At 63.8% G+C, this 23,207-nt stretch carries 17 protein-coding genes and 2 pseudogenes; 8 read left to right on the plus strand and 11 right to left on the minus strand.

Annotation, left to right across the window (positions count from 1 at the left end):
- Nucleotides 1-15 precede the first annotated feature (15 nt).
- Complete coding sequence (locus HRU71_07815) at nt 16-750, minus strand: signal peptidase II (GenBank protein ID QOJ03396.1); 735 nt, start codon at nt 748-750, stop codon at nt 16-18.
- A 139-nt stretch (nt 751-889) separates the two neighbouring features.
- On the minus strand, nt 890-1,240 hold the full coding sequence (locus tag HRU71_07820; GenBank protein ID QOJ04954.1) for a TraR/DksA C4-type zinc finger protein: 351 nt from the start codon (nt 1,238-1,240) through the stop codon (nt 890-892).
- A 539-nt stretch (nt 1,241-1,779) separates the two neighbouring features.
- On the opposite strand from HRU71_07820, the gene tgt reads away from it, so the two are divergent.
- Genes tgt through pepF form a run of 3 tightly spaced genes read left to right on the plus strand, consistent with a single transcriptional unit; the run spans nt 1,780 to nt 5,185 of the window.
- Nucleotides 1,780-2,913: a tRNA guanosine(34) transglycosylase Tgt gene (tgt, locus tag HRU71_07825; GenBank protein QOJ04955.1), complete on the plus strand. Its 1,134-nt coding sequence runs from the start codon at nt 1,780-1,782 to the stop codon at nt 2,911-2,913.
- Nucleotides 2,910-3,281: a preprotein translocase subunit YajC gene (gene yajC / locus HRU71_07830; protein ID QOJ03397.1), complete on the plus strand. Its 372-nt coding sequence runs from the start codon at nt 2,910-2,912 to the stop codon at nt 3,279-3,281. The genes tgt and yajC overlap by 4 nt, the downstream gene beginning before the upstream one ends.
- A 44-nt stretch (nt 3,282-3,325) precedes the next feature.
- The gene (gene pepF, locus HRU71_07835; protein QOJ03398.1) at nt 3,326-5,185 is read left to right on the plus strand and encodes an oligoendopeptidase F; all 1,860 of its coding nucleotides are present in this window, start codon (nt 3,326-3,328) and stop codon (nt 5,183-5,185) included.
- A gap of 24 nt (nt 5,186-5,209) precedes the next feature.
- Here pepF and tadA read toward each other — a convergent pair whose 3' ends face one another.
- Both tadA and HRU71_07845 read right to left on the minus strand, forming a co-directional pair.
- Entirely contained in the window at nt 5,210-6,919 is a 1,710-nt protein-coding gene (tadA, locus tag HRU71_07840) for a Flp pilus assembly complex ATPase component TadA (protein QOJ03399.1), read from the minus strand.
- A 146-nt stretch (nt 6,920-7,065) separates the two neighbouring features.
- On the minus strand, nt 7,066-8,256 hold the full coding sequence (locus HRU71_07845) for a PilT/PilU family type 4a pilus ATPase (GenBank protein QOJ03400.1): 1,191 nt from the start codon (nt 8,254-8,256) through the stop codon (nt 7,066-7,068).
- Nucleotides 8,257-8,492: 236 nt separating this feature from the next.
- On the opposite strand from HRU71_07845, the gene HRU71_07850 reads away from it, so the two are divergent.
- The gene (locus HRU71_07850; protein QOJ03401.1) at nt 8,493-10,034 is read left to right on the plus strand and encodes a PQQ-binding-like beta-propeller repeat protein; all 1,542 of its coding nucleotides are present in this window, start codon (nt 8,493-8,495) and stop codon (nt 10,032-10,034) included.
- 68 nt (nt 10,035-10,102) lie between these two features.
- Here the strand turns inward: HRU71_07850 and neuC are convergent, their stop codons facing one another.
- The 6 genes from neuC to HRU71_07880 form a co-directional block, all read right to left on the minus strand.
- The gene (gene neuC / locus HRU71_07855) at nt 10,103-11,332 is read right to left on the minus strand and encodes a UDP-N-acetylglucosamine 2-epimerase (hydrolyzing) (GenBank protein ID QOJ03402.1); all 1,230 of its coding nucleotides are present in this window, start codon (nt 11,330-11,332) and stop codon (nt 10,103-10,105) included.
- A gap of 94 nt (nt 11,333-11,426) precedes the next feature.
- Entirely contained in the window at nt 11,427-12,800 is a 1,374-nt protein-coding gene (locus HRU71_07860) for a cytochrome B6 (protein ID QOJ03403.1), read from the minus strand.
- Between the two features lie 55 nt (nt 12,801-12,855).
- On the minus strand, nt 12,856-13,392 hold the full coding sequence (locus HRU71_07865; GenBank protein QOJ03404.1) for a transcriptional repressor: 537 nt from the start codon (nt 13,390-13,392) through the stop codon (nt 12,856-12,858).
- Nucleotides 13,393-13,572: 180 nt separating this feature from the next.
- Nucleotides 13,573-14,712 carry an ACR3 family arsenite efflux transporter gene (gene arsB, locus HRU71_07870; protein ID QOJ04956.1) on the minus strand — a complete coding sequence of 380 codons (1,140 nt, stop codon included), beginning with the start codon at nt 14,710-14,712 and terminating at the stop codon, nt 13,573-13,575.
- Nucleotides 14,713-14,719: 7 nt separating this feature from the next.
- Entirely contained in the window at nt 14,720-15,550 is an 831-nt protein-coding gene (gene arsM / locus HRU71_07875; protein QOJ03405.1) for an arsenite methyltransferase, read from the minus strand.
- On the minus strand, nt 15,547-15,921 hold the full coding sequence (locus HRU71_07880; GenBank protein QOJ03406.1) for a winged helix-turn-helix transcriptional regulator: 375 nt from the start codon (nt 15,919-15,921) through the stop codon (nt 15,547-15,549). Before HRU71_07880 ends, arsM begins: the two co-directional genes overlap by 4 nt.
- 180 nt (nt 15,922-16,101) lie before the next feature.
- Here HRU71_07880 and pheS point away from each other — a divergent pair, with 180 nt between their 5' ends.
- Nucleotides 16,102-17,190, plus strand: a complete 1,089-nt coding sequence (gene pheS, locus HRU71_07885) for a phenylalanine--tRNA ligase subunit alpha (GenBank protein ID QOJ03407.1) — start codon at nt 16,102-16,104, stop codon at nt 17,188-17,190.
- Between the two features lie 100 nt (nt 17,191-17,290).
- Here the strand turns inward: pheS and acs are convergent, their stop codons facing one another.
- Nucleotides 17,291-19,258 carry an acetate--CoA ligase gene (gene acs / locus HRU71_07890; protein ID QOJ03408.1) on the minus strand — a complete coding sequence of 656 codons (1,968 nt, stop codon included), beginning with the start codon at nt 19,256-19,258 and terminating at the stop codon, nt 17,291-17,293.
- A gap of 134 nt (nt 19,259-19,392) precedes the next feature.
- Here acs and HRU71_07895 point away from each other — a divergent pair, with 134 nt between their 5' ends.
- The 3 genes and pseudogenes from HRU71_07895 (at nt 19,393) to HRU71_07905 (ending at nt 21,895) form a co-directional block, all read left to right on the plus strand.
- Nucleotides 19,393-19,773: a hypothetical protein gene (locus HRU71_07895; GenBank protein QOJ03409.1), complete on the plus strand. Its 381-nt coding sequence runs from the start codon at nt 19,393-19,395 to the stop codon at nt 19,771-19,773.
- A gap of 118 nt (nt 19,774-19,891) precedes the next feature.
- Nucleotides 19,892-21,226 (plus strand): annotated as a pseudogene (locus HRU71_07900) (hypothetical protein).
- A 426-nt stretch (nt 21,227-21,652) separates the two neighbouring features.
- A pseudogene (locus tag HRU71_07905) lies at nt 21,653-21,895 on the plus strand (hypothetical protein).
- Nucleotides 21,896-23,207 lie beyond the last annotated feature (1,312 nt).

A 23,207-nucleotide genomic window follows, 5' to 3' on the forward strand; every position in this document is an offset into this window, starting at 1 on the left:
CTGTTCAATCCGCCGTCACGTCTGCGGCGCGGTTTGCGCGTCTTTGTGATCGCGCCAGAAGTGAACCAACAGCACCCCGACGCCGACCACGAGCAGGGCATCCGCGATGTTGAAGATCCACGGCCACAACGCAACGTTGCCGATCTTCGCCTCAATCTGAATGAAATCGCGGACGACCGGCTGCAAACCACTCTTGCCATCGGCCGGCGGCCTGGGATAGGTGCGCGGATTGGCGCCGGTCGGAAAGTCGCCGAGCGTAATCGCGTTGTGGGTTTCGGAGATCAGCGTGCCGACGATTCGACCGCGATCGGGGAGGTAGGCGACGTAGGCGGTCTGGGTGGTGCGGTCGTAGAGATTGCCCAAGGCACCGGCGAGAACGCAGCCGAGCGCGATGTGCATCGACCAGCGCTTCGCGCCGGAGTTGGCGAAGAGGTATAGCACAAACATGAGCGCCAGCACCGATGCGCCGACGAAAATCGGCGCGAGGCCCGCTCCGATGCCGAACAGCGCGCCGGGGTTGAGTGAAAGCCGCAGGCTGCACAGGTTCCTGATCAGCTCGACGCTGTCGTCGGCGTCGTAGCGCTGAAAGGCCCAGGCCTTGGTCCACAGATCGGCCACGAGTCCGACAATTGTAGCGATCCACAGCCGGGCATGGCTGGGCAGATGGCCCATGGCCCAGGGTTCGGCCTGCTCGGACGCGTCGTGCGGCGCGGTCGGGGCCGCCAGGAGCGTGGATGCGTCGCTTGACATGTGCAGGAGGATATCGCGGACGGTGGACAATTTCCACCCAACGAGCCGATCGCGCCGGTGAGCGAATCAAATGAGAAGCGACCGGCAGTTAACGTCACGCATGATCGGCAATCGCCGATTGCTTGCGCAATCGGCTCGTTCAACCGCCGCGGCCGCGCTGTTCCTGCTGGCGGTGATATTCGATGCAATAGCGCGCCCACGGGCGGGCATCGAGACGGGCTTTGCTGATGGGCTTGTGCGTGCCGAGGCAGACGCCGTAGGTGCCAGCGTCGATCCGCGCAAGGGCTTCGTCGATTTCCTTGAGCGTCTCGCGCTCGTTTGCAATGAGGCCGAGAGTGAATTCCTGCTCGTAGTTGTCGGTGCCGATGTCGGCCATGTGAATCGGCATCTGCGAGAGATCGCCGGCCGATTCGGAGCGGCTCTTGCCGAGGGCTTCGTTCTCCATGTGAGTGACGGCGCCGAGAAGCTGGTCACGCTTGGCGAGCAGCATGCGGCGATAGCGATCCAGCTCCGCAGACGAGAGCGACGAGCGCGGCACCGGCGTCTCGGCGGACACGGGAGCAATCGCCTTCGAAACAGGTGTTCGCCTGGACGCGGCGCCGGGCGCGCTCGTGCGACGGGAGAGCCCGTTGGATCCGTTCCCCCCGGCGTGCTGCCCATTCGAATCGTGCTGACCGTTGCCGTCCCTGGCAGAGTTCCCGTTCAGTTTGTGCGTACCATTACGCCGCTTTCCCACATCCATGCAATACACGCTCCTGAACTATGCGAGGCAATATCGCTCGGCCGTGTCGCGCCAGGGTATCTGTGCCCCGGCGACGGCCGCTCCCCTCCGAAACGGAGTGCAGTCGACTGTTTCACTATATGACAGATCGCCGGGTTGTGTCAAGCGGGCGGAATGCCTTATCGTTTCCGGACGAACGGATCGGCGGCGAGACCGGCCCGCGCCGCCGCGCGGAATTCGCGCAATAAAACGACGTTTGTATTTTCACAACCCGCCGCCGCGCGATCGGACTCCGTACTGCCATGAACATGGCCCCCGTCACGTATCAGCTCCTCGCCACCTGCTCCGCCACCCACGCGCGCGCCGGCCGCCTGCACACGCCGCACGGCATCATTAATACACCAGTCTTTATGCCGGTCGGCACGCGCGGCTCCGTCAAGGGCCTCACCCCGGACATGCTCCGCGCCGCCGGCGCCGGCATCCTCCTGGCCAACACCTATCACCTGACCCTGCGGCCGGGGGAGGAAACCGTCGCCGCGCTGGGCGGTCTGCACCGCTTCATGGGCTGGGACGGGCCGATCCTCACCGATTCGGGAGGATACCAGGTCTTTTCGCTCGCCGTTCTGACGCGCGCCGACGACCACGGCGTCACGTTCAAGTCTCACCTCGATGGCGCGCCGATGCGCCTCGACCCCGCTCGGGCCGTCGCCATTCAGGAGCAGCTCGGCGCCGACATCATCATGGCCTTCGACCAGTGCCCCGCATTGCCCGCGACGCCCGAAGCGCTCCAAACCGCTGTGCGCCGCTCCATCGCCTGGGCCGACGCCTGCAAACAAGCCCAACGGCGCAGCGACCAGGGACTCTTCGCCATCGTGCAGGGCGGTCTCGATCTCGATTTGCGTCTGCATTGCCTGGACGCCTTGGTGAACATCGGCTTCCCCGGTTATGCCGTCGGCGGACTCTCCGTCGGCGAGCATCCCGACGACATGGCGGCGCTCCTGCGGCAGTTCGCGCACCGCATGCCGCCCGATCGGCCGCGCTACCTCATGGGCGTCGGACGGCCTCTGGACATCGTCCGCGCCGTGGCGGCCGGCATCGACCTGTTTGATTGCGTGATGCCGACACGGAACGGGCGGAATTCGTTTGCGTTTGTCGACGGCGGCGTGCTGCGACTGCGCAACGCCAAGTATCGTCTGGACACGCAACCGCTCGATGCAACCTGCGACTGCTACACGTGCCGCCATTTTTCACGCGGCTACCTGCGACACCTGTTCCTCGCCGATGAGATGCTCGGGCCGATTCTGGTATCGCTGCACAACATCGCGTATTATCTGCGCTTCATGGCGCGGATCCGCTCGGCGATCGCCGACGGTACGTTTCCGCGCCTTCTCGAAGCATGTGAAGCGGCCGCCGCATCGCCGCCGAACGAGGATTCGGAATGATCGATCTGATTGAACTGCTCGCGCAAGGGACGCCTGCCACCGGCTCGCCGGCGCCGGCGCCGGGGCTGTCGCAAATGCTCTTTCCGCTGCTGCTCATGGGCGCGGTGTTCTACTTTCTCCTGATCCGTCCGCAAAGCGCAGAAAAGAAGCGACGCGAAGCCATGCTCTCGGCCCTCAAAAAGAACGACCGCGTCGTCACCGCCGGCGGAATCCTCGGAACCGTGCTCAACGTCAAGGACGACGAAGTCACGCTCAAGGTCGATGAATCCAGCAACACGAAAATCACCTTCACCCGGTCGGCCATTCAGCGCGTGCTCGGGACCGAGTCCGCGCCGAGCAGCGCAACGACCGAGCCGGCGAAGAAGTAACCCGCTCCCCGGCTGATGCCATGCACGGGTCAGGGATGACTTCCATGCCCAACAAGCTTTCGTATCCCCGCGCTGCGCACCGTGCGCCCGCTGCCGAGGCTGGCACGCCGAAGCCCGCCCCGACGCGCGATCAGATCGACGCGCGGTACAAATGGGACCTTTCCGACATCTTCCCGGATGACGCGGCGTTCGAAGCGGCATTCAAATCGGTCGAGTCCGATCTCGCGAGTTTCACCCGACGCCGTGGCACGCTCGCGCGCAGCGCGAATGATCTGCGCGACGCGCTCGCCGCGCACGACGAACTCGGCGCACAACTTGAACGCGTTGTCCTCTACGCGGGGCTGTCGTACCACCTCGACATGTCCGTCGGCGCAGCCCAGGGTCGATGGGACCGGACGCACACGCTCTCCACCCGCGCCGCGGAAGCCACAAGCTGGATGACGCCGGAACTGATCGCCGTCGGCCGCGAGAAAATCAACGCGTGGATGGCCTCCGATCCGAAACTGGCCGTGTATCGCCACCTGGTTGACGACCTGTTTCGGCAGCAGGCGCACGTGCTTTCGGAGCGCGAGGAGGAGCTGCTGGCGATGGCCGGCGAGATCGCCTCGGCCCCCGAATCCATCTTCAGCCGGTTCACGAACACGAATCTCGATTTTCCGGTCATTCGCGACGAACAGAACGCCGAGGTGCGTTTGACGCCCGCGCGTTACGGCTCGATGTTGTACTCGCCGGATCGCCGCGTGCGGCGGGATGCCTTCATCGGCCTGCACGAGACCTACCGCGCCAAGATCAACACGCTTAGCGCGACGCTCTCGGCCCAGGTGAAGCAGCACATGTTTTACGCCCGTGCCCGGCGCTTCGGATCGTGCCTCGAAGCCGCCCTGCATCGGCCGAACATCCCCGTCGCGGTGTACGACAATCTGATCTCGACGATCGAGCGCCATCTCGACAAGTTGCATCGCTACGTTGCCCTGCGGAAGAAGCTGCTCCAGCTCGATGCGGTGCATGGCTACGACCTGTACGTTCCCATGGTCGACGCGCCGCGTGAGGAAATCCCCTACGACGACGCGATGGAGACGGTCACGAAATCGCTCGCCGTCCTGGGTGATGATTACACGGCCGTGCTGCGCGAAGCGGCGGCGAACCGATGGATTGACGTCTATGAGACGAAGGACAAGCGCAGCGGCGCGTACTCCTGGGGCAGCTATCTGACGCATCCGTACCTGCTGCTCAACTATCAGGGCACACGCAACGACCGCTCGACCCTGGCACACGAACTAGGCCACGCCATGCACTCGTGGTACACGGTGAAATCGCAGCCGATCGTGTACGGCGATTACGCGACGTTTTGCGCCGAGGTGGCCTCGACCGTCAACGAAGTAATTCTTGACGAGTACCTGTATGAACACGCCCGCAGCGACACCGAGCGATTGGCCGTCGTGCAGGACCAGATCGAGAGCATCCGCACGACGGTGCTGCGGCAGACGATGTTCGCCGAGTACGAGCGGAGGATCCACGCCCGCGCCGAGGCCGGCGAGCCGCTGACGGGGGATTGGCTGTGCGCCGCGTATCGCGAGCTGGTGGCGAAGTATTACGGCCCGGCGCTGGTGATCGACGATTGTCTGGAAGTCGAGGGCCTGCGCATCCCCCATTTCTATCGCAACTTTTATGTCTACACGTACGCCACCAGCCATTGCGCCGCCGTGGACATCGGCCGCCGAATCGTCGCGGGCGACGCAGCCGCCGTACGAGGCCACAAGGCGTTCCTCTCGGCGGGCAGCAGCCGGTATCCCCTGGACGTGCTGGCTCTCGCCGGCGTGGACATGACCACCCCCGCGCCGATCGAGCGAACGATGGAATGGTTCGGGGAGTTGCTCGGAAAGTTTGAATCGCTGGCGAGATGACGCGGGGAAATCAAATCTCGCGCCTCATCCCTGGCTCGCCACGCGGTCCACTTCTTCCACCGTCGTGATGCCCTCGATCACCTTGCGATAGCCGCTGTCGGCGAGCGTGTGGAACATCCATTCGCCGGCGGCTTTGCGGAGATCGCCGATCGTGGGATTGGTGAGAATCACATCGCGCACCTGCGGGCTGAACAGCAACGTCTCAAAAAGCGCCATGCGCCCGCGATAGCCCACGTTCATGCACTTCTTGCAGCCGACGGCTTCGTAGAATTCACCAAACTGGCGGCTTTCGAGGTTCAATCGCCGGATCGTCTTCGTGTCCGGCTTGTAAGGCCGCTTGCACGACGGACACAGCACGCGCGCCAGTCGCTGGCTGATGCACATCGTGACCGAGTTCGCCACGAGAAACGGCTCAACGCCCAGATCAAGCAGGCGGAAGATCGTGCCGATCGTGTCGCGCGCGTGGATTGTCGTCAGCACGAGGTGGCCCGTCGTGGCGGCCTGCATGGCCATTTTAGCGGTTTCCTGATCGCGAATCTCACCGACGAGAATCACGTCGGGATCCTGCCGCAGGACGCTGGAGAGGACGGAGGCGAAGGTCAGGTTGTGAACCGGGTCGATGGAGATCTGCGTCGTATTGGGCAATTCGTACTCGACCGGATCCTCGATGGTAACGATGTTGCGCGTGTAAGCGTCGATCGTTTGCAGCGCGGTGTAGAGCGTGGTGGTTTTTCCGCTGCCGGTCGGGCCGGCGATGATGATGAGGCCTGCATCCTGCGAACAGATGCGTGACATCTCGGCGACGACATCCAGCTCCATGCCGAGATTCTCGAACTGACCCGGCACGGTGCCCTTGTCGAGGAAGCGCAGCGCCAGCTTCTGACCGTGCAGCGTCGGCGTCAGGTTCACGCGAAAATCGACCCGGCGCGTCGGCAGCTCGGCAGCGAAGCTCCCCTCCTGCACGATGTTGCGTTTGGAGATATCCAATTCGCAGAGAATCTTGATAACGTTCAGGACCGCCACACCCATCTTGGCGGTGAGGTCGCCGACGGCGTGCAGCAGACTGTCGATGCGGAAGCGAATCGAGTACACCTCGGGCTTCGGCTCGATGTGAATGTCGGTGGCGCGCACGCGAAACGCCGCGAAGAGCAGTTGCCGCAGGGCCTCCATGGCCTCGCCGGCCTTCTCTGACGGCGCAACCGTCTCGCTTTTGCGATTGAGCAGGCGGATGTCGCGCGCGACTTGCGGCGCGCCCTCGGGCGGCGGCACGTTGATGCACGATTGCATCAGCGTCGCCAGTTGCTTGGCCAGCGGGCCGCTGACCATCGAGCGCACCGCCAGCGTCGTCGCCACGACATCGCGATCGACCGACGTTCGCGGCAGGTCTTCCGGGACTTCCTCAACGAGTTGCGCCTTGGGGAGAACTCGCCTGGCCGCCTGCTCGGCGATTTCATCGGGCAGGATGCGCAGTAACGTCGCGCCGATGCGCAGCGATTCGCCCAGCGCGAGGTTGGCTTCCCGCACACGGTTCTCGCCGATCCAGGTGCCGTTGTGGCTTTTGAGATCGGTCAGCTTGAACACGCCGCCGATGTGCTCAATGACACAATGCTTGCGCGATGCGGCCGGATCTTCCAACACGACGTCGTTGCCGGGCTGGCGACCGATGCTCAATCGCGCCCCGTTGAATGGAACAATCCGAGTCTTGCCCTGCGATGTGATTTCAAGCCGCGGCATGGGAGCGTGCCCTGAAAGCCTGCAAATCGAACTGACCGTTCATTATAACCGGCCGCGGCGGAAAGGGGGTCATTCACTTCGCGTCCAACCGCAGGTCAGGTCGAAGCACTTCGATGCCTGGGGAGCTCTTGACGATTCGACGTTTCTCACAGGATTGCCGCCGCTTTGGAGCGAATCCCCTTCAGCCGCATCTTCAACTCTTCGGGGTTCGGCGCGACTTCCAACGCCAGCTTCATGTCCAGGTATTCTTCCTGAATGAGCTGGTAAATCGCCTCGGTGAAATCCTGCATGCCTTCGTGAATGCTGTTCTTGAGCACCGTGGTGATCTCAAAATCGCGACTTTCGGCGATCAGCTTCCGCACCGATGGGTTGTTAATCATGATCTCGCAGCACGGCACACGCGACCGTTCCGGATGGATGCTGGGCAGCAGCTTCTGGCAGACAATCGCCTTCAGATTGAACACCAGCGCCTGGCGCACCTGCGCCCGGCCCTCCTCGGGAAACAGATCGAGAATGCGCGAAATGGTCTGCGCGGCCGTCGAGGCGTGAATCGTGCCGAAGCACAGATGGCCGGTCTCGGCGGCGTGAATGGCAGCTTCGAATGTGTCGCGGTCTCGCATTTCGCCGACGAGCACGACGTCGGGGTCTTCGCGCATGAGGTATTTCAGCGCATCGTGGAAGTTCTTCACGTCGATGCCGATCTCGCGCTGGTTGATGAACGCCTTGTCGTCCTCAAAGATGTACTCGATCGGGTCCTCGATCGTCACGATGTGGCAGGCGCGGGTCTTGTTGATGTAGTTGATCATCGAGGCGATCGTCGTGCTCTTGCCCGAGCCGGTGATGCCCGCCAGCAGAATCAGCCCCTGATGATGCTTGGAAATCTCCTTCAGCACCGGCGGGAGGTGCAACTGCTCGAAGTCCTGGATGTCCTTCACGACGCGCCGCGCCGCCATCGACGTCATGCCGCGCTGGCGGAAGACGTTCACGCGAAAGCGATCCTGCCCCGGCACCTGGTGCGCGAAGTCCAGCGCGCCGTTCTCAATGAAAAACTGCTTCTGCCGATCGGTGATCACCTCGAAGATCATCGCCTCGATCTCCTCGGTCGACAGCGGTGGTTCCTGACTCTTGCGGATCTCCCCCTTGAGCCGAAAACGCGGCGGCTGATTCGCCTTCAGGTGAACATCGCTCGCGCCCATCTTCGTGCAGGCGCGGAACAATCGATTGATCGTCGGATTCGGATTGCGGTGATGTTCTTTGCCGCCCGCGCTGACTTCCACGTCGTGGACGTCAATCGGGTTTGAGCCGCCTTCCTGTTCCGGGCTGGAATGCGCTTCCATGTGAAACCGCTCCTGTCGGTTCGGGGTCGAGTCTGACCGTCACGGGCGAGGCCGATAACGGCCATCCAGGCATGGTGAGGCAGTCACCCCGCGGCCCCCTCATCTGGCGCATGCACGCCCCCGGGGATGACACCGGTTGATTCTAAACCCGAGTTGGCCCGAATCAAGGGGGCACGCTTCCGCTGCACGAATTCCGCGTCCGCCATCGCCGGCGTCGTCCGGGCTACAATCCCGCCATGACCACTACCCCGACTCTCGGCGCGGGACTGGCCGTGGAGCTTCGTCCTGCGCTGCGCAAACGCGCCATTCTCCCTCTGTTGCTGCTGGCTTATCCGGTCGGTCTGGCGCTGATGTGGCGGCGAACCGCCTGGCGCATCGGCACCAAGACCGCGCTAAGCATTCTGTTCGCGCCGGCGTTTGTGCTGCTCGTTCTTCTCTGCCTCAAACCGTGGTGGGATTTCACCGGCGATCTGGGCTGGACCAGTTTCTCACTGGATTTCACAAAAGGCCCGGGGCAGTACAACCAGCTCGAAGCGCACCGCGCGCAACAGAAGGACACGATCAAGCCCGGCGCGGGTGCCCCCGCCCTGATCGTGCCCGACTGGACCGATTTCCGCGGACCTCGGCGTGACGGAATCGTGGCATCCACCATCTCGCTCGATTGGAGCAAGAAGCCGCCGCGCCAGCTGTATCGCCAGCCCGTCGGTGAAGGGTACTCGAGCTTTGTCATCGGCGGCGGCCGCGCCTACACGATGGAGCAGCGCCGCGGCGACGAAGCCCTCGTCTGCTACGACGCCGCGACCGGACGCGAGCTTTGGACCATGCAGTACCCCGCGCGCTTCACCGAAACCCTCGGCGGCGACGGCCCCCGCGCGACGCCCACGCTGGATGGCGATCGCGTCTATTCGCTCGGCGCGGAGGGGCATCTGTTCTGCGTGAAGGCGGCGGACGGCCACCCCCTCTGGAACCGCCATGTCTTGAAGGACTTCCGTGGAGAGAATCTCACCTGGGCCATGAGCGGCTCGCCCCTCATTGTTGATGACGCGGTGCTCGTGACCAGTTCCGGCGTCGGCGCGCCGGCCGTGCAGGCCTATGACAAACTGACCGGAAAGCCGCGATGGGATGCCGACGTCGGGCGGCAGGGCTACACGTCGCTGGTGACGGCAACGCTGCTAGGCACGCGGCAGGTGCTGAATCTCGCGGCCAGCACGCTGGTCGCTCTCGACCCGGCCAACGGGAAGACCCTGTGGACGTTTCCCTGGCCCACGAGCATGGGCATCAACTGCTCACAGCCGATCCCCGTCGGCGAGGATCGCGTTTTTGTCTCGGCGGGCTATGGCCACGGGTGCGCATTGGTGAAGCTGGCGCGCGAGGGCAACAAGCTCGTCGCCAAAGAGCTTTGGTCCAGCATCAAGATGAAGAACAAATTCAGCGCGTCAGTCATTCACGACGGCCATGTCTATGGGCTGGACGAGGGCGTTCTGGCGTGCCTGAATCTTGACACCGGCGAGCGCAAGTGGAAGGGGAAATCCTACGGCCACGGCAACCTGCTTCTGGTTGCCGGGGGGCCGTCCGGCGCCAAGTCTCCTGCCGCACATCTGATCGTGCTCTCCGAGGAGGGTGAACTGGCGCTGGTGCGCGCGACGCCGGAGAAGTTCGAAGAACTTGGCGCCATTCAGGCGCTCAAGGGCCGCACGTGGAACAACTTCACCCTCACCGGCACGTTGCTTCTCGCCCGCAATCACAAGGAAATGGTGGCGTACGACCTCGCGCCGTAGGGTGCGTGATGGTTGAATCGCATCGACGACCGCAGGCGCCTTGACGCGCCAAAACGGCTCACGCAACGCTACGATTTCACCAGCAGCCGTTCCCGCGCGGGCAATCGATCCAGCACGGCGAGAATCCGCTCGGCCGCGTGCCCGTCACCGTATGGGTTGACGACTTGTCGGGTCTGCACGCGGAACGCCTCGGTCGACGCATACTGCACTGCCGCCGCGACGGCCGCGCGATCGCATGGCACGTCGATCACGTTCGCGGCGCTGTACCGGCCCGCCTGGCGGTCACCGATGTTCACGGCCGGAAGATGCAGGCTCGGCGCTTCCAGCAAGGCCGCGCTGCTGTTGCCGACCAGCACGGTCGCATCGGCCAGCGCGCTCCAGAAGACCGCCTGTGGCAACGACGCCACAAGCCGGGCCGTCGGCCGATTCGCGACAAACGCCTCCATCGCGCTGCGCACCGCGCCGTGGCCCACGTCGGCATTGGGGCCGATCAGCAGCATCGGGCCGTCCCAATGTGAGACGCCGGCCAGCGCCTCGGCGATCTGCTGCGCAGCCGGCGGCGCGTTCACGGTCTGCGGGTGAAACAAAAACACCAGCAGCGGTCGATGATCACGCGGGGGCAATACGCCCTCCAGGCGATCTCGCTCAATGGGTTGAAACGTCGCCAGGGCATCGACGGCCAGCGCTCCGGTCGGCAGGACGCGCCACGGCGCTTCGCCCATGGAAGCAATCCGCGCGGCGTGTTCCGGCAAAGCCGGAAAATGCAGGTGCGCCAGCTTCGTGATCGCATGGCGACAGGCGTCGTCATACGCCCCCCGGGTCACGTCACCACCGTGCAGGTGCGCGATGACCGTGCCGCACAACGTCGCCGCCAGCGCCGCCGCCAGCATTTCCGCGCGGTCGCCCAATACAAACACCAGATCCGGCCGCAGCCGATCAATCGCCTCGGCAAACGAACCGATGGCCGCGCCGGTGTTGCACGCGACCGCGATCGGATCATCGCCGGGGATGAAATGATCGACGGGAATCAGCCGCGCCCGCTTCGGAACGCGAATTTCGTTCTGCGTCAGACCGTGCTCGGCAGACTGGTGCGTGCCACCGGCGAGGAGCACCGGCTCCCACGCCTCGCGCGCGGCCACTGCTTCGATCAACGGCGCATAAATGCCCGCGTCGGCTCGCGTCGTCGAAATGAACGCGATCCGTTTCAGCCATGCCGGCGCAACGCCAGGCTCGCGCGACGGCGACGACGCGCTCCACGGAGCGACGGATCCGTGACGCGTGGGGGATTCGCTCAACATGCCGCGGCCCTCCTGGCCCCATCCATCCGATCGGCGGCCCGAAGCATCCGCGCTGGATGCTCCGAACCGCGCTCCATCCGGTCAGCATGACAGCTTACAGCGCCAGCATGAAAGCGACGAGGTCTTTCTTCTCGGCGGCCGTCAGCTTCAATTCCAGCACAAGATTGAAGAACTCGACCGTGTCGTCCAACGTCATCAGCCGGTCGTCGTGCAGATACGGCGGCGAGTCCTTGATGCCGCGCAGCGGGAAGGTCTTGATCGGCCCGTCGGCGGCCGCCATCCGCCCGCCGTGCTCCTGCGGCTTGAAGAACCGCTCGGTCTTGAGATTGTGCATCAGGTTATCCGTGTAGTACGGAGCGGGATGACAGACGCCGCACTGCGCCTTGCCGAAGAACAGCGCTTCACCGCGCAGCTCGGCCTCGCTGGCCTTGCTCTGGTCCAGCCGACCCATCACGTTCAGCTTCGGCGCGGGCGGGAAATCGAGCAGTTCCTGGAACTCGGCCATCGCATGTACGTGCAACGCGCGATCGAGCGTGTTCACGCCCTTCTTGGCGGCGGTGATCGGGTCACCATCAAAATACGCCGCGCGCTGCTCGAACTCCGTAAAGTCTTCCACACTCTTCAGCGCTCGCTGCGAGCCGAACAGCCGCTGAATGTTCACGCCGCGCAGCGACGGCGTGTCGATGCGATGGCGAAACTCCTGCGGGCGAATGTCGCCGACGAGGTGCGTCGAGGCGTTGGTGTGGCCGTTGGCGTGGCAGTCAAAGCAGGCGACGCCGCGGCTGGGTTTCTCCGATCGACGGTCGTCGGTCTGATTGAACTGCTGCTGGGCAAAAGGCGTGACCAGGAGCCGCAGCCCATCAAGCTGCTTGGGGTTCAGGATGCCCTCGAACAGCTCGTAGTAGTTCATCAGCGTAACCAGCTGGCCCCTGGACACATCACCCAAGTCCGGGCGCGTGGTGAGATAAATCGGCGGGGGAAACTCCGGAAGGAAATGAGCCGGCAAGTCGAAATCGAGATCGAATCGCGTCAGATCGCGGCCTTCCTGCCGCATCACTTCATCGATGTGGTGCCGGGGAAACACCATGCCGCCTTCCGGATGATTGGGGTGCGGCAACGGAAGGAAACCCGCCGGCCACAATCCCTTCTCGCGAATCTGCTCCGGCGACATCGCGCCCAGTTCTTCCCAAGTCACGCCGTCCGGCAGTTTGACCCGCACACCGCCCTGCACCGGCTTGCCGCGGGACATCGTCGCGCCCGCCACCGGCAGGTCCGACAGATCGTACCGCTCGGCCAGCAGGCTCATGTGCCGCTTCATGATCTCCGGCTTGGCGGCCTTCATCTTCGCGATCACCGACGCAATCGGCTCCGGCCGATCGGCTGCGCGAGTCGCCGTTGCCATTGCGACGCCGACAATCGCCGCCACAGCCAGAACATGCTTCGAGTTCTTCCAGCGGTTGTTTCTCATGGTTGCCAACTCCTTTCAGTTCAAACACCGTTCATGGTCTTCGCCGTTCCTGCGGTCAACCACGCCCCGCGCTACCGCGACGCCTCGTCGCAAGGCCCGGGCGCGATGCGAGTCGCCTGCTGCATGCTTCACAAACTCCCTTGAAATGAATCGAGTAATCGTTGATTTGGAAACCCAGCCGGCTGACGCTTGGCAGCACCGGCAGGTCCAGCGACGGTGCGTCGAAGTCCATCACGCGATCGCACCGCGTGCAAACCAGATGGTGGTGCCGGTGCGTCCCCGCGTCGTATCGCGCTGCGGATCCCGGCGTACACGCTTTGCCGATTGCGCCAAGTTTCACGAGCGCATCGAGGACCCGGTAGACCGTCGTGCGCGAAATGCCCGGCAGCCGGCGCTTCGCCTCGGCAAACACCTCATCCGCCGTGGGATGGTCCCCCATGTCCAGCAACGTGTGGAGAATGAAGCGGCGCTGGACCGTCAACGGCACACCACGCGCTTGGCACAGCCCCGCCAGTTCACGGATCCGCTGCGCGATCTCCTGCGCGCGATGGCGATTTGATTTTGTCGGACGCGCCGACCTTGCACGCTTCATTGCGGTTGCTACTTTGTGGCAACCACAACATCGTGTCAAGCCCGCCGCGAAGCGCCGATCGCAGCATCTCGTCGTTGGGGCCGGCCCGTTTCTCGGCGGCGTCATCGCCGCAGGGGTGTACGACGCACAATTGCAACAATGAATAAGACCTATTCGCAGTGCGAGTGCGACGGCCGCGCGCTAGCCCGCGCGGGTTTCGGCAAAGGCCCTCCAGTTCGCACAGCAGCCCGGCGCGGGGACGGGGCAGTCTTCCGGCGCGGTCGCCTCGAACCAGTGCCGCGTGCGATTGCAGATCGCGCAAACGCTCAACATCACCGGCACTTCGACCAGCACCCCGACCACCGTCGCCAACGCCGCGCCCGACTCGGGGCCGTACAGCGCGATGGCCGTCGCGACCGCCAGCTCAAAGAAATTGCTCGCCCCGATCAATGCGCCGGGCGCAGCGACCCGATGCGGCACGCGAAAGAGTTTCATCAATCCGTAAACCAGTGATGAATTGAAATAGACCTGGATCAAAATCGGAACGGCGATCAACGCAACGTGCAACGAGCGATTCGTGATGTTGTCGGCCTGAAACGCGAAAATGAGAACGAGCGTGGCCAGCAGCGCCAGCACCGCCACCGGATGAAACTTCGGCAGGAACGCCTGCTCGAACCACTCGGCCCCGTGCGAGCGAATCAACGCCGTCCGCGTGATCGCTCCGGCCGCCAGCGGAATCACGATGAAACACACGACGGCGTACAGCAGCACCGTGAACGGCACCGTCAGCGACGACGCCCCGCTGACCAGCAGCGTCACGATCGGCGCGAACAGCACCAGCATCAGCAGGTCGTTCACCGAGACCTGCACCAGCGTGTACGCCGCATCGCCTCGCGTCAGGTAGCTCCACACGAAGACCATCGCCGTGCACGGCGCCGCCGCCAGAATGATGACGCCGGCAATGTACTGGTCGGCCTGCTCCGCGCCGATCCACGGCGCGAACAGGTGCTTGAAGAACACATACCCGATCAGCGCCATGCTGAACGGCTTGACCAGCCAGTTGACGAAGCAGGTGATCAGCAGGCCGCGGGGGCGCTTGCCGACGTTGACGATCGACGCGAAATCGATCTTTAACATCATCGGGTAGATCATCAGCCAGATCAGCACGGCGATCGGGGCGTTGATCTGGCTCCCGCCGCCGAACTCCAGCCGCCGCAGCGCGTCCACCGCCCCCGGCGCGAGCCTGCCGAGCGCGACGCCGACCACCATGCACAGAGCGACCCAGAGCGTGAGATAACGCTCGAAGACATTCAGCCGCCGCGGCGAAGCATCCGGTTCCATCATGGTGTCACTCCTGTACGGGTTTCCGACCAAAGAACACCGCGCTCCAGATTTTTCCGGCGGCGGCTGCGGCCAGCCTCGCGGTCTCCGCCGCGGCGACGCCCTCGGTCGTTGCCAGGGCCGCCAGTTGCGAGGATTCGTAGATCACGCGCTGACGAACTTCGACATCGGTCAATCCGGCGGCGCGCAGCCCGGCCACGTATGCGTCCTCGTTGATGGCCCCGGCGATGCAGCTTGCGTGAAGATCCGCGTTCCGGCGAATTTCGTCCGGCAAGTCGGCCGCCACGACGTCCGACACGCGCAGGCGCCCGCCGGGCCGCAGGACGCGCGCGATCTCGGCGAAGACCCGCTCTTTCTCCGGCGACAGATTGATGACGCAGTTGGAGATGACCCAATCAACCGAACCATCCTCCACTGGCAACTGCTCGATAAGGCCCTTGCGCACCTCGATGTTCGACAGGCCCGCCGCAGCGATGTTGGCCCGAGCCCGCTCGATCATCGCGTCGGTCATGTCCACGCCGATGACGCGGCCGCTCGGTCCCACCTTCTGCGCCGCGATCAGCAAGTCGATGCCCGCGCCGCAGCCCAGATCGAGCACAACCTCGCCCGGTCGCACCTCGGAAAACGCGAGCGGATTGCCGCAGCCGAAGGAATTGGCCACCGCATCGGCCGGCAGCCCCGCAAGGTCTTCTTCCTGGTAGCCGGCGGTCTTCGCGAGCACGCCCTTCGACGAACCGCCGCAGCAGGTCGACGTCCCGCAACACCCGCCGCCCGGCTGGGTAACGGCCTTCTCATACTGTCGCGACACCATTTCACGGACTGCCTGGTTGCTGCTCATGTACCATTCTCCCTGGGTCGGCACGCTGCGGGCGGGCAGCATTGTTCGATTGCAGCCGCCAGCGTGCGCAACGTGTTCACCACGATTTCACCATTCACCGAGTAATAAACCTGCTTCCCCCGACGCTGCGCGACCAGCACGCCGGCCTCGCGCAGCAATGCCAGATGACGCGACACGACGGAAACATCCACCGGGCAACAGGCGGCCAGTTCGCCGACCGTGCAGGGCCGGCGACACTGCGCCAGGCGGCAGAGGATGGCCACCCGATTGGCATCGCCAAAGGCCTTGAAGAAACGCGGTTCGATCAGCGTGTCGATCGTCGGGCAGCAGGCACGGCGTCGAACGGCGGGTTTGCGCTTTCTTTTGCTCATTTGCGTCATTATGCAAATATAAGCCCCGTACCCGGCCAGGTCAAGAACTTTTTTTCAGAATCGATCCGACCGTGCCGCCGTCCGATCGAACCGATGCCTTGCCTCTTGTCTGCCAACGGGTTACAACTACTTGCAGCAATTGCCAAGCGCCTGCGGCGCGATACCGGATGACCGTACCCCATGGACCTTCCTGACCTGAAAAACCTTCTCGCGACGATCGAATCCGACGCTCGGGCGGCCATCGCCGCCGCCGCCACCATCGACGCATTGCGCGCCGCGGAATCGAAGATCAGCAAAGGCCCGCTCGCCGACGCCCTGAAATCCATCAAACAGATCGCGCCCGACCAGCGCGGCCCGGCCGGCCAGGCCATCAACGCCACCAAGAACGCCGTCGCAGAACTGTTCGCCGCCGCCATGGCCCGGCTGCGCGAAGCCGACGTCGCCGGCGAGCGCAGGACCGCCGCCGACTTCGACCCGACTCTGCCGCCGCCGCTCACCCCGCGCGGCAGCCTCCACCCCGTCACGGCCGTGCAGCGCGAAGTCGAGCGCATCTTCACCGGCCTGGGCTTCGCCGTCGTCGGCGGGCCGGAGATGGAGACTGATTTCTACAATTTCGAAGCGCTCAACATCCCCCCCATGCACCCGGCCCGCGATGCACAGGACACCTTCTGGCTCACCAACGGCTGGCTCCTGCGCACCCACACCAGCCCCTGCCAGGTCCGCGCCATGAAACGCTTCGGCCCGCCGATCCGCGTCATCGCCCCCGGCCGCTGCTTTCGTTACGAAGCCATTGACGCCTCGCACGAAAACACGTTTCACCAGCTTGAGGGATTGTTGATCGACAAGGACATCTCCGTCGCACACCTCATCGCCTTCATGAAGCTGCTGCTGCGAGAAGTCTTTCAACGTGATGTGAAAGTCCGCCTGCGGCCCGGCTTCTTCCCCTTCGTCGAACCCGGTTTTGAACTCGACATGTCCTGCGCCATCTGCAACGGGACGGCCGTCCGCCCCGACGGCGAACCCTGCGCCACGTGCAAGCGCAGCGGCTGGGTGGAGATTCTCCCCTGCGGCATGGTCCACCCCAACGTGCTGCGCCACGGCGGCATCGACCCGCACGAATACACCGGCTTCGCCTTCGGCCTGGGCCTGACGAGGCTGGCGATGATGAAGTACGGCATTGCAGACATTCGTATATTAAATAGCGGTGACCTGCGCGGGATCGTTCACCCCGAACGGCTCAAAGGTCCTTCGCTGATCAGGCAGGGATAAGGTTGAATGCTGGATGCCGGATCCTGGCTGCTTGAACAGCGAGGCTTCGGTTGATGCTTTCAATCAGACCCGGAAGCAGGCTAATCCTGCGACCAAATTCCTATTCCTCTTCTCGTAGCTTCGCGATCACGTTGAAATCCTCCAGCGTCGTCGTGTCGCCCTCGACGCGGCCCTTGGTCGCCAGCTCGCGCAGCAGCCGCCGCATGATCTTCCCGCTGCGCGTCTTGGGCAAAGCGTCGGTGAAGCGAATATCCTTCGGCCGGGCAATTGCGCCGACTTGCGTCACGACGTGCTGCTTCAATTCCTCCTTCAACGCGTCGCTCGGCGCGTTGCCGCCCTTGAGCGTCACGAACGCCGCGATGGCCTCGCCGGTAAGATCGTCGGGGAAGCCCACCACGGCCGCCTCGGCCACCTTCGGATGGCTCACCAGCGCCGATTCAATCTCGGCGGTGCCAAGGCGATGACCCGACACCTTGATCACGTCATCGACGCGACCCATGATCCAGAAGTACCCGTCGGCGTCGCAGCGGGCGCCGTCGCCGGTGAAGTACATGCCGGGGATCTCCGACCAGTACTGCTTGCGGAAGCGTTCTTCGTCGCCGTACACGCCACGCAACATGCCCGGCCAAGGTTTGCGGATCACGAGAAACCCGCCGGCGTTCGGCCCCTGCACGGTGCCGTCCTTGTCCATGATCGCCGGATCGATCCCCGGCAGCGGGCGCGTCGCCGATCCGGGCTTGGTCGGCGTCGCCCCGGGCACCGGCGCGATCAGGATGCCGCCCGTCTCGGTCTGCCACCAGGTGTCAACAATGGGGCACTTGCCGCGGCCGATGTTCTCGTGATACCAGGTCCACGCGGCCGGGTTGATCGGCTCGCCGACCGTGCCCAGCAGCTTCACGCTCGACAGATCGTGCTTCGCCGGGTGATGCGTGCCCTGCCGCATGAAAGCGCGAATGGCCGTCGGAGCGGTGTAGAACTTTGTCACCTTGTGCCGGGCGATGACGGCCCAGAAGCGATCCCAGTCGGGGAAGTTCGGCGCGCCTTCGTACAGGACGCACGTCACGCCGTTCTGCAACGGACCGTAAATGATGTAGCTGTGCCCCGTGATCCAGCCGATATCCGCCGTGCACCAGTAGATGTCGTCGGGCTTGAGATCAAAAACCAGCCGCGCCGTGTAGGCCGTGTACACCATGTAGCCCGCCGTCGTGTGCAGGATGCCCTTGGGCTTGCCGGTGCTGCCGCTCGTGTACAGCAGAAACAGCATGTGCTCGCTGTCGAGCGGCTCGGCCGGGCATTCGTCGGGCACGTCGGCGATGGCATCGTGCCACCAGATGTCGCGGCCGGACTGCATGGCGACGCCCTCGCCGCAATGGTTCAGCACAACGACCTTCCTGATCAGCGGCGTCAGCTTGCACGCTTCATCCACGGCGTTCTTGAGCGGCACAACTGCGCCACGCCGCCAGCCGCCCCCTGCGGTGATGACCACGTGCGACTGCGCATCCTCGACGCGATCGACAATCGCCTGCGCCGAGAAACCGCCGAAGATCACCGAGTGCGGCGCGCCGATCCGCGCGCAGGCCAGCACGGCCACGACCAGCTCCGGAACCATCGGCATGTAGATCGTGACGCGGTCGCCTTTCTTGACGCCGAGCTTTTTCAATCCATTGGCGAATCGGCTGACGTCGCGCAGCAACTGGGCGTAGGTGAGACGCCGCACGTCGCGCGGCGTGCCCGCCTCGTCGCACGGCTCGCCCTCCCACAGCAGGGCGACGTGCTCGCCGCGCCCGCGGGCCACCTGCAAATCGAGACAATTGTATGATACGTTCGTCGTGCCCCCGACGAACCACTTGGCAAACGGCGGGGACCAGTCCAGCACGCGATCCCACTTTTTGAAGAAGTGCGAGCCAGACGCCACCTCGGCCCAGAACGACTCGGGATCCTCCATCGACCGGCGATACAGCGCCTCGTACTCGGCCGGCGACTTGATGTGCGCCGCGGCCGCGAACGCCGACGGCGGTGGATACAGTTGGGAATCGGTCTGGATTGACTCAATCGTCGGGTCGGACATGATCCACCTCGTTATGGGCTGCCTCCGCCTGAAACCGCCATTATGCACATTTTCTTCGCCACGTTGAACAGTTACCGGCTCTGAAATCGGGGCCTTGTTTGCCCACGTCTACCACCACGGCTAGACTAGACCACATGAATGCACCCGAAGCCGCCGCCGATCCTCGCTTGGTTCGCCGCGCAGCGCTGCCCGCGCTGGTCGTCGGTGTCGCGGCAATGGTCGGCATTCAGGCCACCGTCAGTGCGGTCGAGCCTCCGTTGAAGCGGACCGCGCGGATCTGCGACATCCCCACGTCCATCGGCGCGGCGACCTCGGTCTCGGGCTTTGATGCATCGCCGCTGATGCTCTGCTCGGCCCTCGTGATGGCGGCGTGTCTCCTGGCGTCGGCCCGTACACCCAGTACGGTCTTCACTCCGATTCAACTCTCCGTCCGACTTGTCAGTTCGCCGACGCTTGCGTCGCGTGATCGCAAGGTTCAAATCGCCTATCACCTCGGCGGCCTCTACGGCCCGTAGCGTCAGCCTGGAATCTGGTGGGCCGTGCCCGCCCTGCAGGTCTCCGCTTCCTGTCCCCCTTTGTACCTTCGTTTTGGCGTTTCGACGTTTTGACGTTTCCCTTGAAGCGAGATTCCCCATGCCCGTCACTGCCATCGTCGGTAACCTGTTCAAAAAGGTCTTCGGTTCGCGCAACGAACGCCTGCTCAAGGCCTATCACAAGAACGTCGTGCTCATCAACGCCCTCGAACCGGCGCTGCGCGGCGACTACGACGCCCGCTTCGCCGAGGCCAAGGCCAGGCTCCCCGCCGATCTGCCCGCCGACCAGCTCCCGGCCGCCTTGCAGAGGATTCGCGTCGAGTTAAGCGCCGACCTGCGCGATCGCACGACCGCACTCAAACAGAAGCTCGCCGACGGATTGGATCCCGCGCAGGCGCTGCCCGAGGCGTTTGCCATCCTCCGCGAAGCGTCGCGCCGGGCGCAGAATCACCGCCATTTCGACTGCCAATTGGTCGGCGGCATGGTGCTCTACGAGGGCAAAATCGCCGAGATGAAAACCGGCGAGGGCAAAACGATTGTCTGCCACCTCGCCGCATTCCTGCGCTGCCTCGAAGGCAAGAAAGTTCACATCGTCACGGTCAACGACTACCTCGTGCAACGCGATGCCGAATTCGCCAGGCCCATCTTTGAACTGGTCGGCTTCACCGTCGGCTACATCCAGTCACAGGTCGATCCCGGCGGACGCGAGGGCATCCGCGCCGCCGCCTACGCCTGCCACGTCACGTACGGCACCAACAACGAGTTCGGCTTCGACTACCTCCGCGACAACATGAAGATCACCGTCGAGGAGCAGGTCCAGGGCCGGCTCGACTTCGCCATCATCGACGAAGTCGATTCCATTCTCATCGACGAGGCCCGCACACCGCTCATCATCAGCGGCCCCGCCTCCGACGATGTCTCGCGCTATCGCACGGCCGACGGCGTCGCACGCGTCCTGATCCAGCGCCAGGCGCAGGCCAACGCCGAAACCCTCGCGCGCCTCAAGCAATGGGGCGACGATCCGCCGAAGGGCTACGCCGAGCACCCGAAGTACGCCGACGCCAACCGCAAATTCAAAGCCGATCCCAACTGGATCAGCGAGGACGAGGCCGAGGCCATCGGACACCGGCAGTATTACGTCGTGCAGCGCGAGCGCAAGCAGGTGTCCATCACGCACGACGGCATCACCGTCGCACAGGAACACCTGGGCGTCGGTTCGCTCTATTCCGGCGCCAACATGGAATGGCCCCACCTGATCGAAAACGCCGTGCGAGCGCACGTCACTTACGAGAAGGACGTGGACTACGTCGTTAAAGACGGCGAGGTCATCATCGTCGATTCCTTCACCGGCCGACTCATGCACGGGCGGCAATGGTCCGACGGTCTGCATCAGGCCGTTGAAGCGAAGGAATCCGTGCGCGTCAAGGAGGAGACGCAGACGCTCGCCACGATCACCCTGCAAAACTTCTTCAAGCTTTACAAGCGAATCGCCGGCATGACCGGAACGGCCATGACCGAGGCCGATGAGTTCATGAAGATCTACAAGCTGGAAGTCGTGGCGATTCCCACAAATCGCCCCGTCAACCGGCAGGACTTCCACGATCGAATATACAAGACCGTGGACGACAAGTACGACGCCATCGTCGAGGAGATTCACGACATCCACACGCGCGGCCGACCGCGCGATCCGTTCATTCTCAACGACGTTCTCAAGAACGTCCTGCCCATCGTTCAAAAACAAGGTGGGCCGGTCGAACTCATCCAATCCGCCCTCGCCGCCTTCAACGCAGCCGGTGCGCCCAGCGCCGAACTCGCGCAGCAGATGGCCGATGCCTACGACGCGGCGATGGGCGATCTCGCGCGCGGGCGGCCGGTCCTGGTCGGCACGATCTCCATTGAGAACTCCGAGAAGCTCTCCAACGCGCTGACGCGCAAGTACGGCATCGAGCACGAAGTACTCAACGCCAAGCAGCACGCGCGAGAAGCCGAGATCGTCAAAAAAGCCGGTGAACGCCACCTGCCCACGCGCGGCAAGGAGAAAACGCTTCAAGGCAACGTCACGATCGCGACCAACATGGCCGGCCGCGGCACCGACATCAAGCTGCAACAAGGCGTCGTCTACGAAAAATGCGTCGGCGATCTTGGTCCCCCGCAGGGCACGAACGGGCATGGCAAGCGCTTCGGCTGGAACGAACCCGGCGTCATCGGCACCAAGTGCTGCATCAGTTGCCCCGATTACGATCCGAAGACCAACTGCGCCCATTGCTGGAAGCCGAAAGTCGATCCTCGCTTCCCCGAGCTGGGCCGCAAAGTCTGCCCGATCAACGTGCCGTGCGGATTGCACATCATCGGCACCGAGCGCCACGAATCGCGCCGCATTGACAATCAGTTGCGCGGACGATCCGGCCGACAGGGCGACCCCGGATCAAGCCGTTTCTTTCTTTCGCTGGGCGATGATCTGCTCAAGATGTTCATGGGCGAGTGGACGCTGAAAATGCTCGAGCGCATGGGCTTCGAAGACGGCATGGCCATCGAGGCCAAGAGCATCAACAAGGGAATCGAGCGGGCACAGAAGAAGGTGGAAGAGAAAAACTTCTCCGCACGCAAGCATCTGCTGGAATACGACGAAGTCATGGATCACCAGCGGCAGGTGTTCTACACCCAGCGGCAGGAGATTCTCGAATCCAGCCGCGTCGGCAAGTCGGCCAGCCTCCAAACCCTGATCGCCCGCATGATCGATAAGACGATCGAGACCGCCGCTTCGACGTATCTCGCGAAGGACTACGGCGCGAAGTGCATCGTCGAGTGGGTGCGCGGTGAGCTGGAAGTCTCACTCGATCCTAAGAACATCGATTTGTATGACCGCGATCGCACCGAGCGAATCATCCGCGAAGAGGCAAAGGCCGAAGCACGCAGCCAGATTCAGATTTCCGTCGGCGAGTACATGGACCCGGACCTCGACCGCAAGGAATGGGACATCCGCGGATTGCATCAATGGGCCACGACGCGATTTGACTGCAAGATTTCCCAGAATCATATGCGAGACATGTCGCCCGAAGAGGTCGTGGAGAAGCTCATCGAAGCGGCCGAGGCCAAAATCGAAGCCGCCGATTTGAGCGCGCTCGAACGGTTTTTCGACCCCCAGTTGGCCGTGCACACGCTCATGCAATGGGCGCGAATGAAGTTCGGCGTGGAGCTGGACCCGGCCGCGCTGGAAAACGCCGGTGAGGCCGACGCGCTCAAGCGCGTGCGCGAGCAGGTCCGCGCCGCGTACCGCGAGCGCGAGGTACGCTACCCCGTCGAGTGGGTACTCGAACGGACCATCCTCCGCGATGACGGCAACACCGCCTACGCCGTCGACCAGCTCGTCAAGTGGGTCAATCTCAAGTTCGGTCAGAACTGGACGCTTGAAAGCG

The organism is Planctomycetia bacterium, assembly GCA_015200345.1.
In the GTDB taxonomy this organism is placed as follows: Bacteria; Planctomycetota; Phycisphaerae; order UBA1845; family UTPLA1; genus PLA3.

What these genes read in the sequence shown, in the direction of transcription:
- HRU71_07815 (QOJ03396.1), bottom strand. Translation starts at nt 750, where the DNA reads ATGTCAAGCGACGCATCCACGCTCCTGGCGGCCCCGACCGCGCCGCAC.
- HRU71_07820 (QOJ04954.1), bottom strand. Translation starts at nt 1,240, where the DNA reads ATGCTGCTCGCCAAGCGTGACCAGCTTCTCGGCGCCGTCACTCACATG.
- tgt (QOJ04955.1), top strand. Translation starts at nt 1,780, where the DNA reads ATGGCCCCCGTCACGTATCAGCTCCTCGCCACCTGCTCCGCCACCCAC.
- yajC (QOJ03397.1), top strand. Translation starts at nt 2,910, where the DNA reads ATGATCGATCTGATTGAACTGCTCGCGCAAGGGACGCCTGCCACCGGC.
- pepF (QOJ03398.1), top strand. Translation starts at nt 3,326, where the DNA reads ATGCCCAACAAGCTTTCGTATCCCCGCGCTGCGCACCGTGCGCCCGCT.
- tadA (QOJ03399.1), bottom strand. Translation starts at nt 6,919, where the DNA reads ATGCCGCGGCTTGAAATCACATCGCAGGGCAAGACTCGGATTGTTCCA.
- HRU71_07845 (QOJ03400.1), bottom strand. Translation starts at nt 8,256, where the DNA reads ATGGAAGCGCATTCCAGCCCGGAACAGGAAGGCGGCTCAAACCCGATT.
- HRU71_07850 (QOJ03401.1), top strand. Translation starts at nt 8,493, where the DNA reads ATGACCACTACCCCGACTCTCGGCGCGGGACTGGCCGTGGAGCTTCGT.
- neuC (QOJ03402.1), bottom strand. Translation starts at nt 11,332, where the DNA reads ATGTTGAGCGAATCCCCCACGCGTCACGGATCCGTCGCTCCGTGGAGC.
- HRU71_07860 (QOJ03403.1), bottom strand. Translation starts at nt 12,800, where the DNA reads ATGAGAAACAACCGCTGGAAGAACTCGAAGCATGTTCTGGCTGTGGCG.
- HRU71_07865 (QOJ03404.1), bottom strand. Translation starts at nt 13,392, where the DNA reads ATGAAGCGTGCAAGGTCGGCGCGTCCGACAAAATCAAATCGCCATCGC.
- arsB (QOJ04956.1), bottom strand. Translation starts at nt 14,712, where the DNA reads ATGGAACCGGATGCTTCGCCGCGGCGGCTGAATGTCTTCGAGCGTTAT.
- arsM (QOJ03405.1), bottom strand. Translation starts at nt 15,550, where the DNA reads ATGAGCAGCAACCAGGCAGTCCGTGAAATGGTGTCGCGACAGTATGAG.
- HRU71_07880 (QOJ03406.1), bottom strand. Translation starts at nt 15,921, where the DNA reads ATGAGCAAAAGAAAGCGCAAACCCGCCGTTCGACGCCGTGCCTGCTGC.
- pheS (QOJ03407.1), top strand. Translation starts at nt 16,102, where the DNA reads ATGGACCTTCCTGACCTGAAAAACCTTCTCGCGACGATCGAATCCGAC.
- acs (QOJ03408.1), bottom strand. Translation starts at nt 19,258, where the DNA reads ATGTCCGACCCGACGATTGAGTCAATCCAGACCGATTCCCAACTGTAT.
- HRU71_07895 (QOJ03409.1), top strand. Translation starts at nt 19,393, where the DNA reads ATGAATGCACCCGAAGCCGCCGCCGATCCTCGCTTGGTTCGCCGCGCA.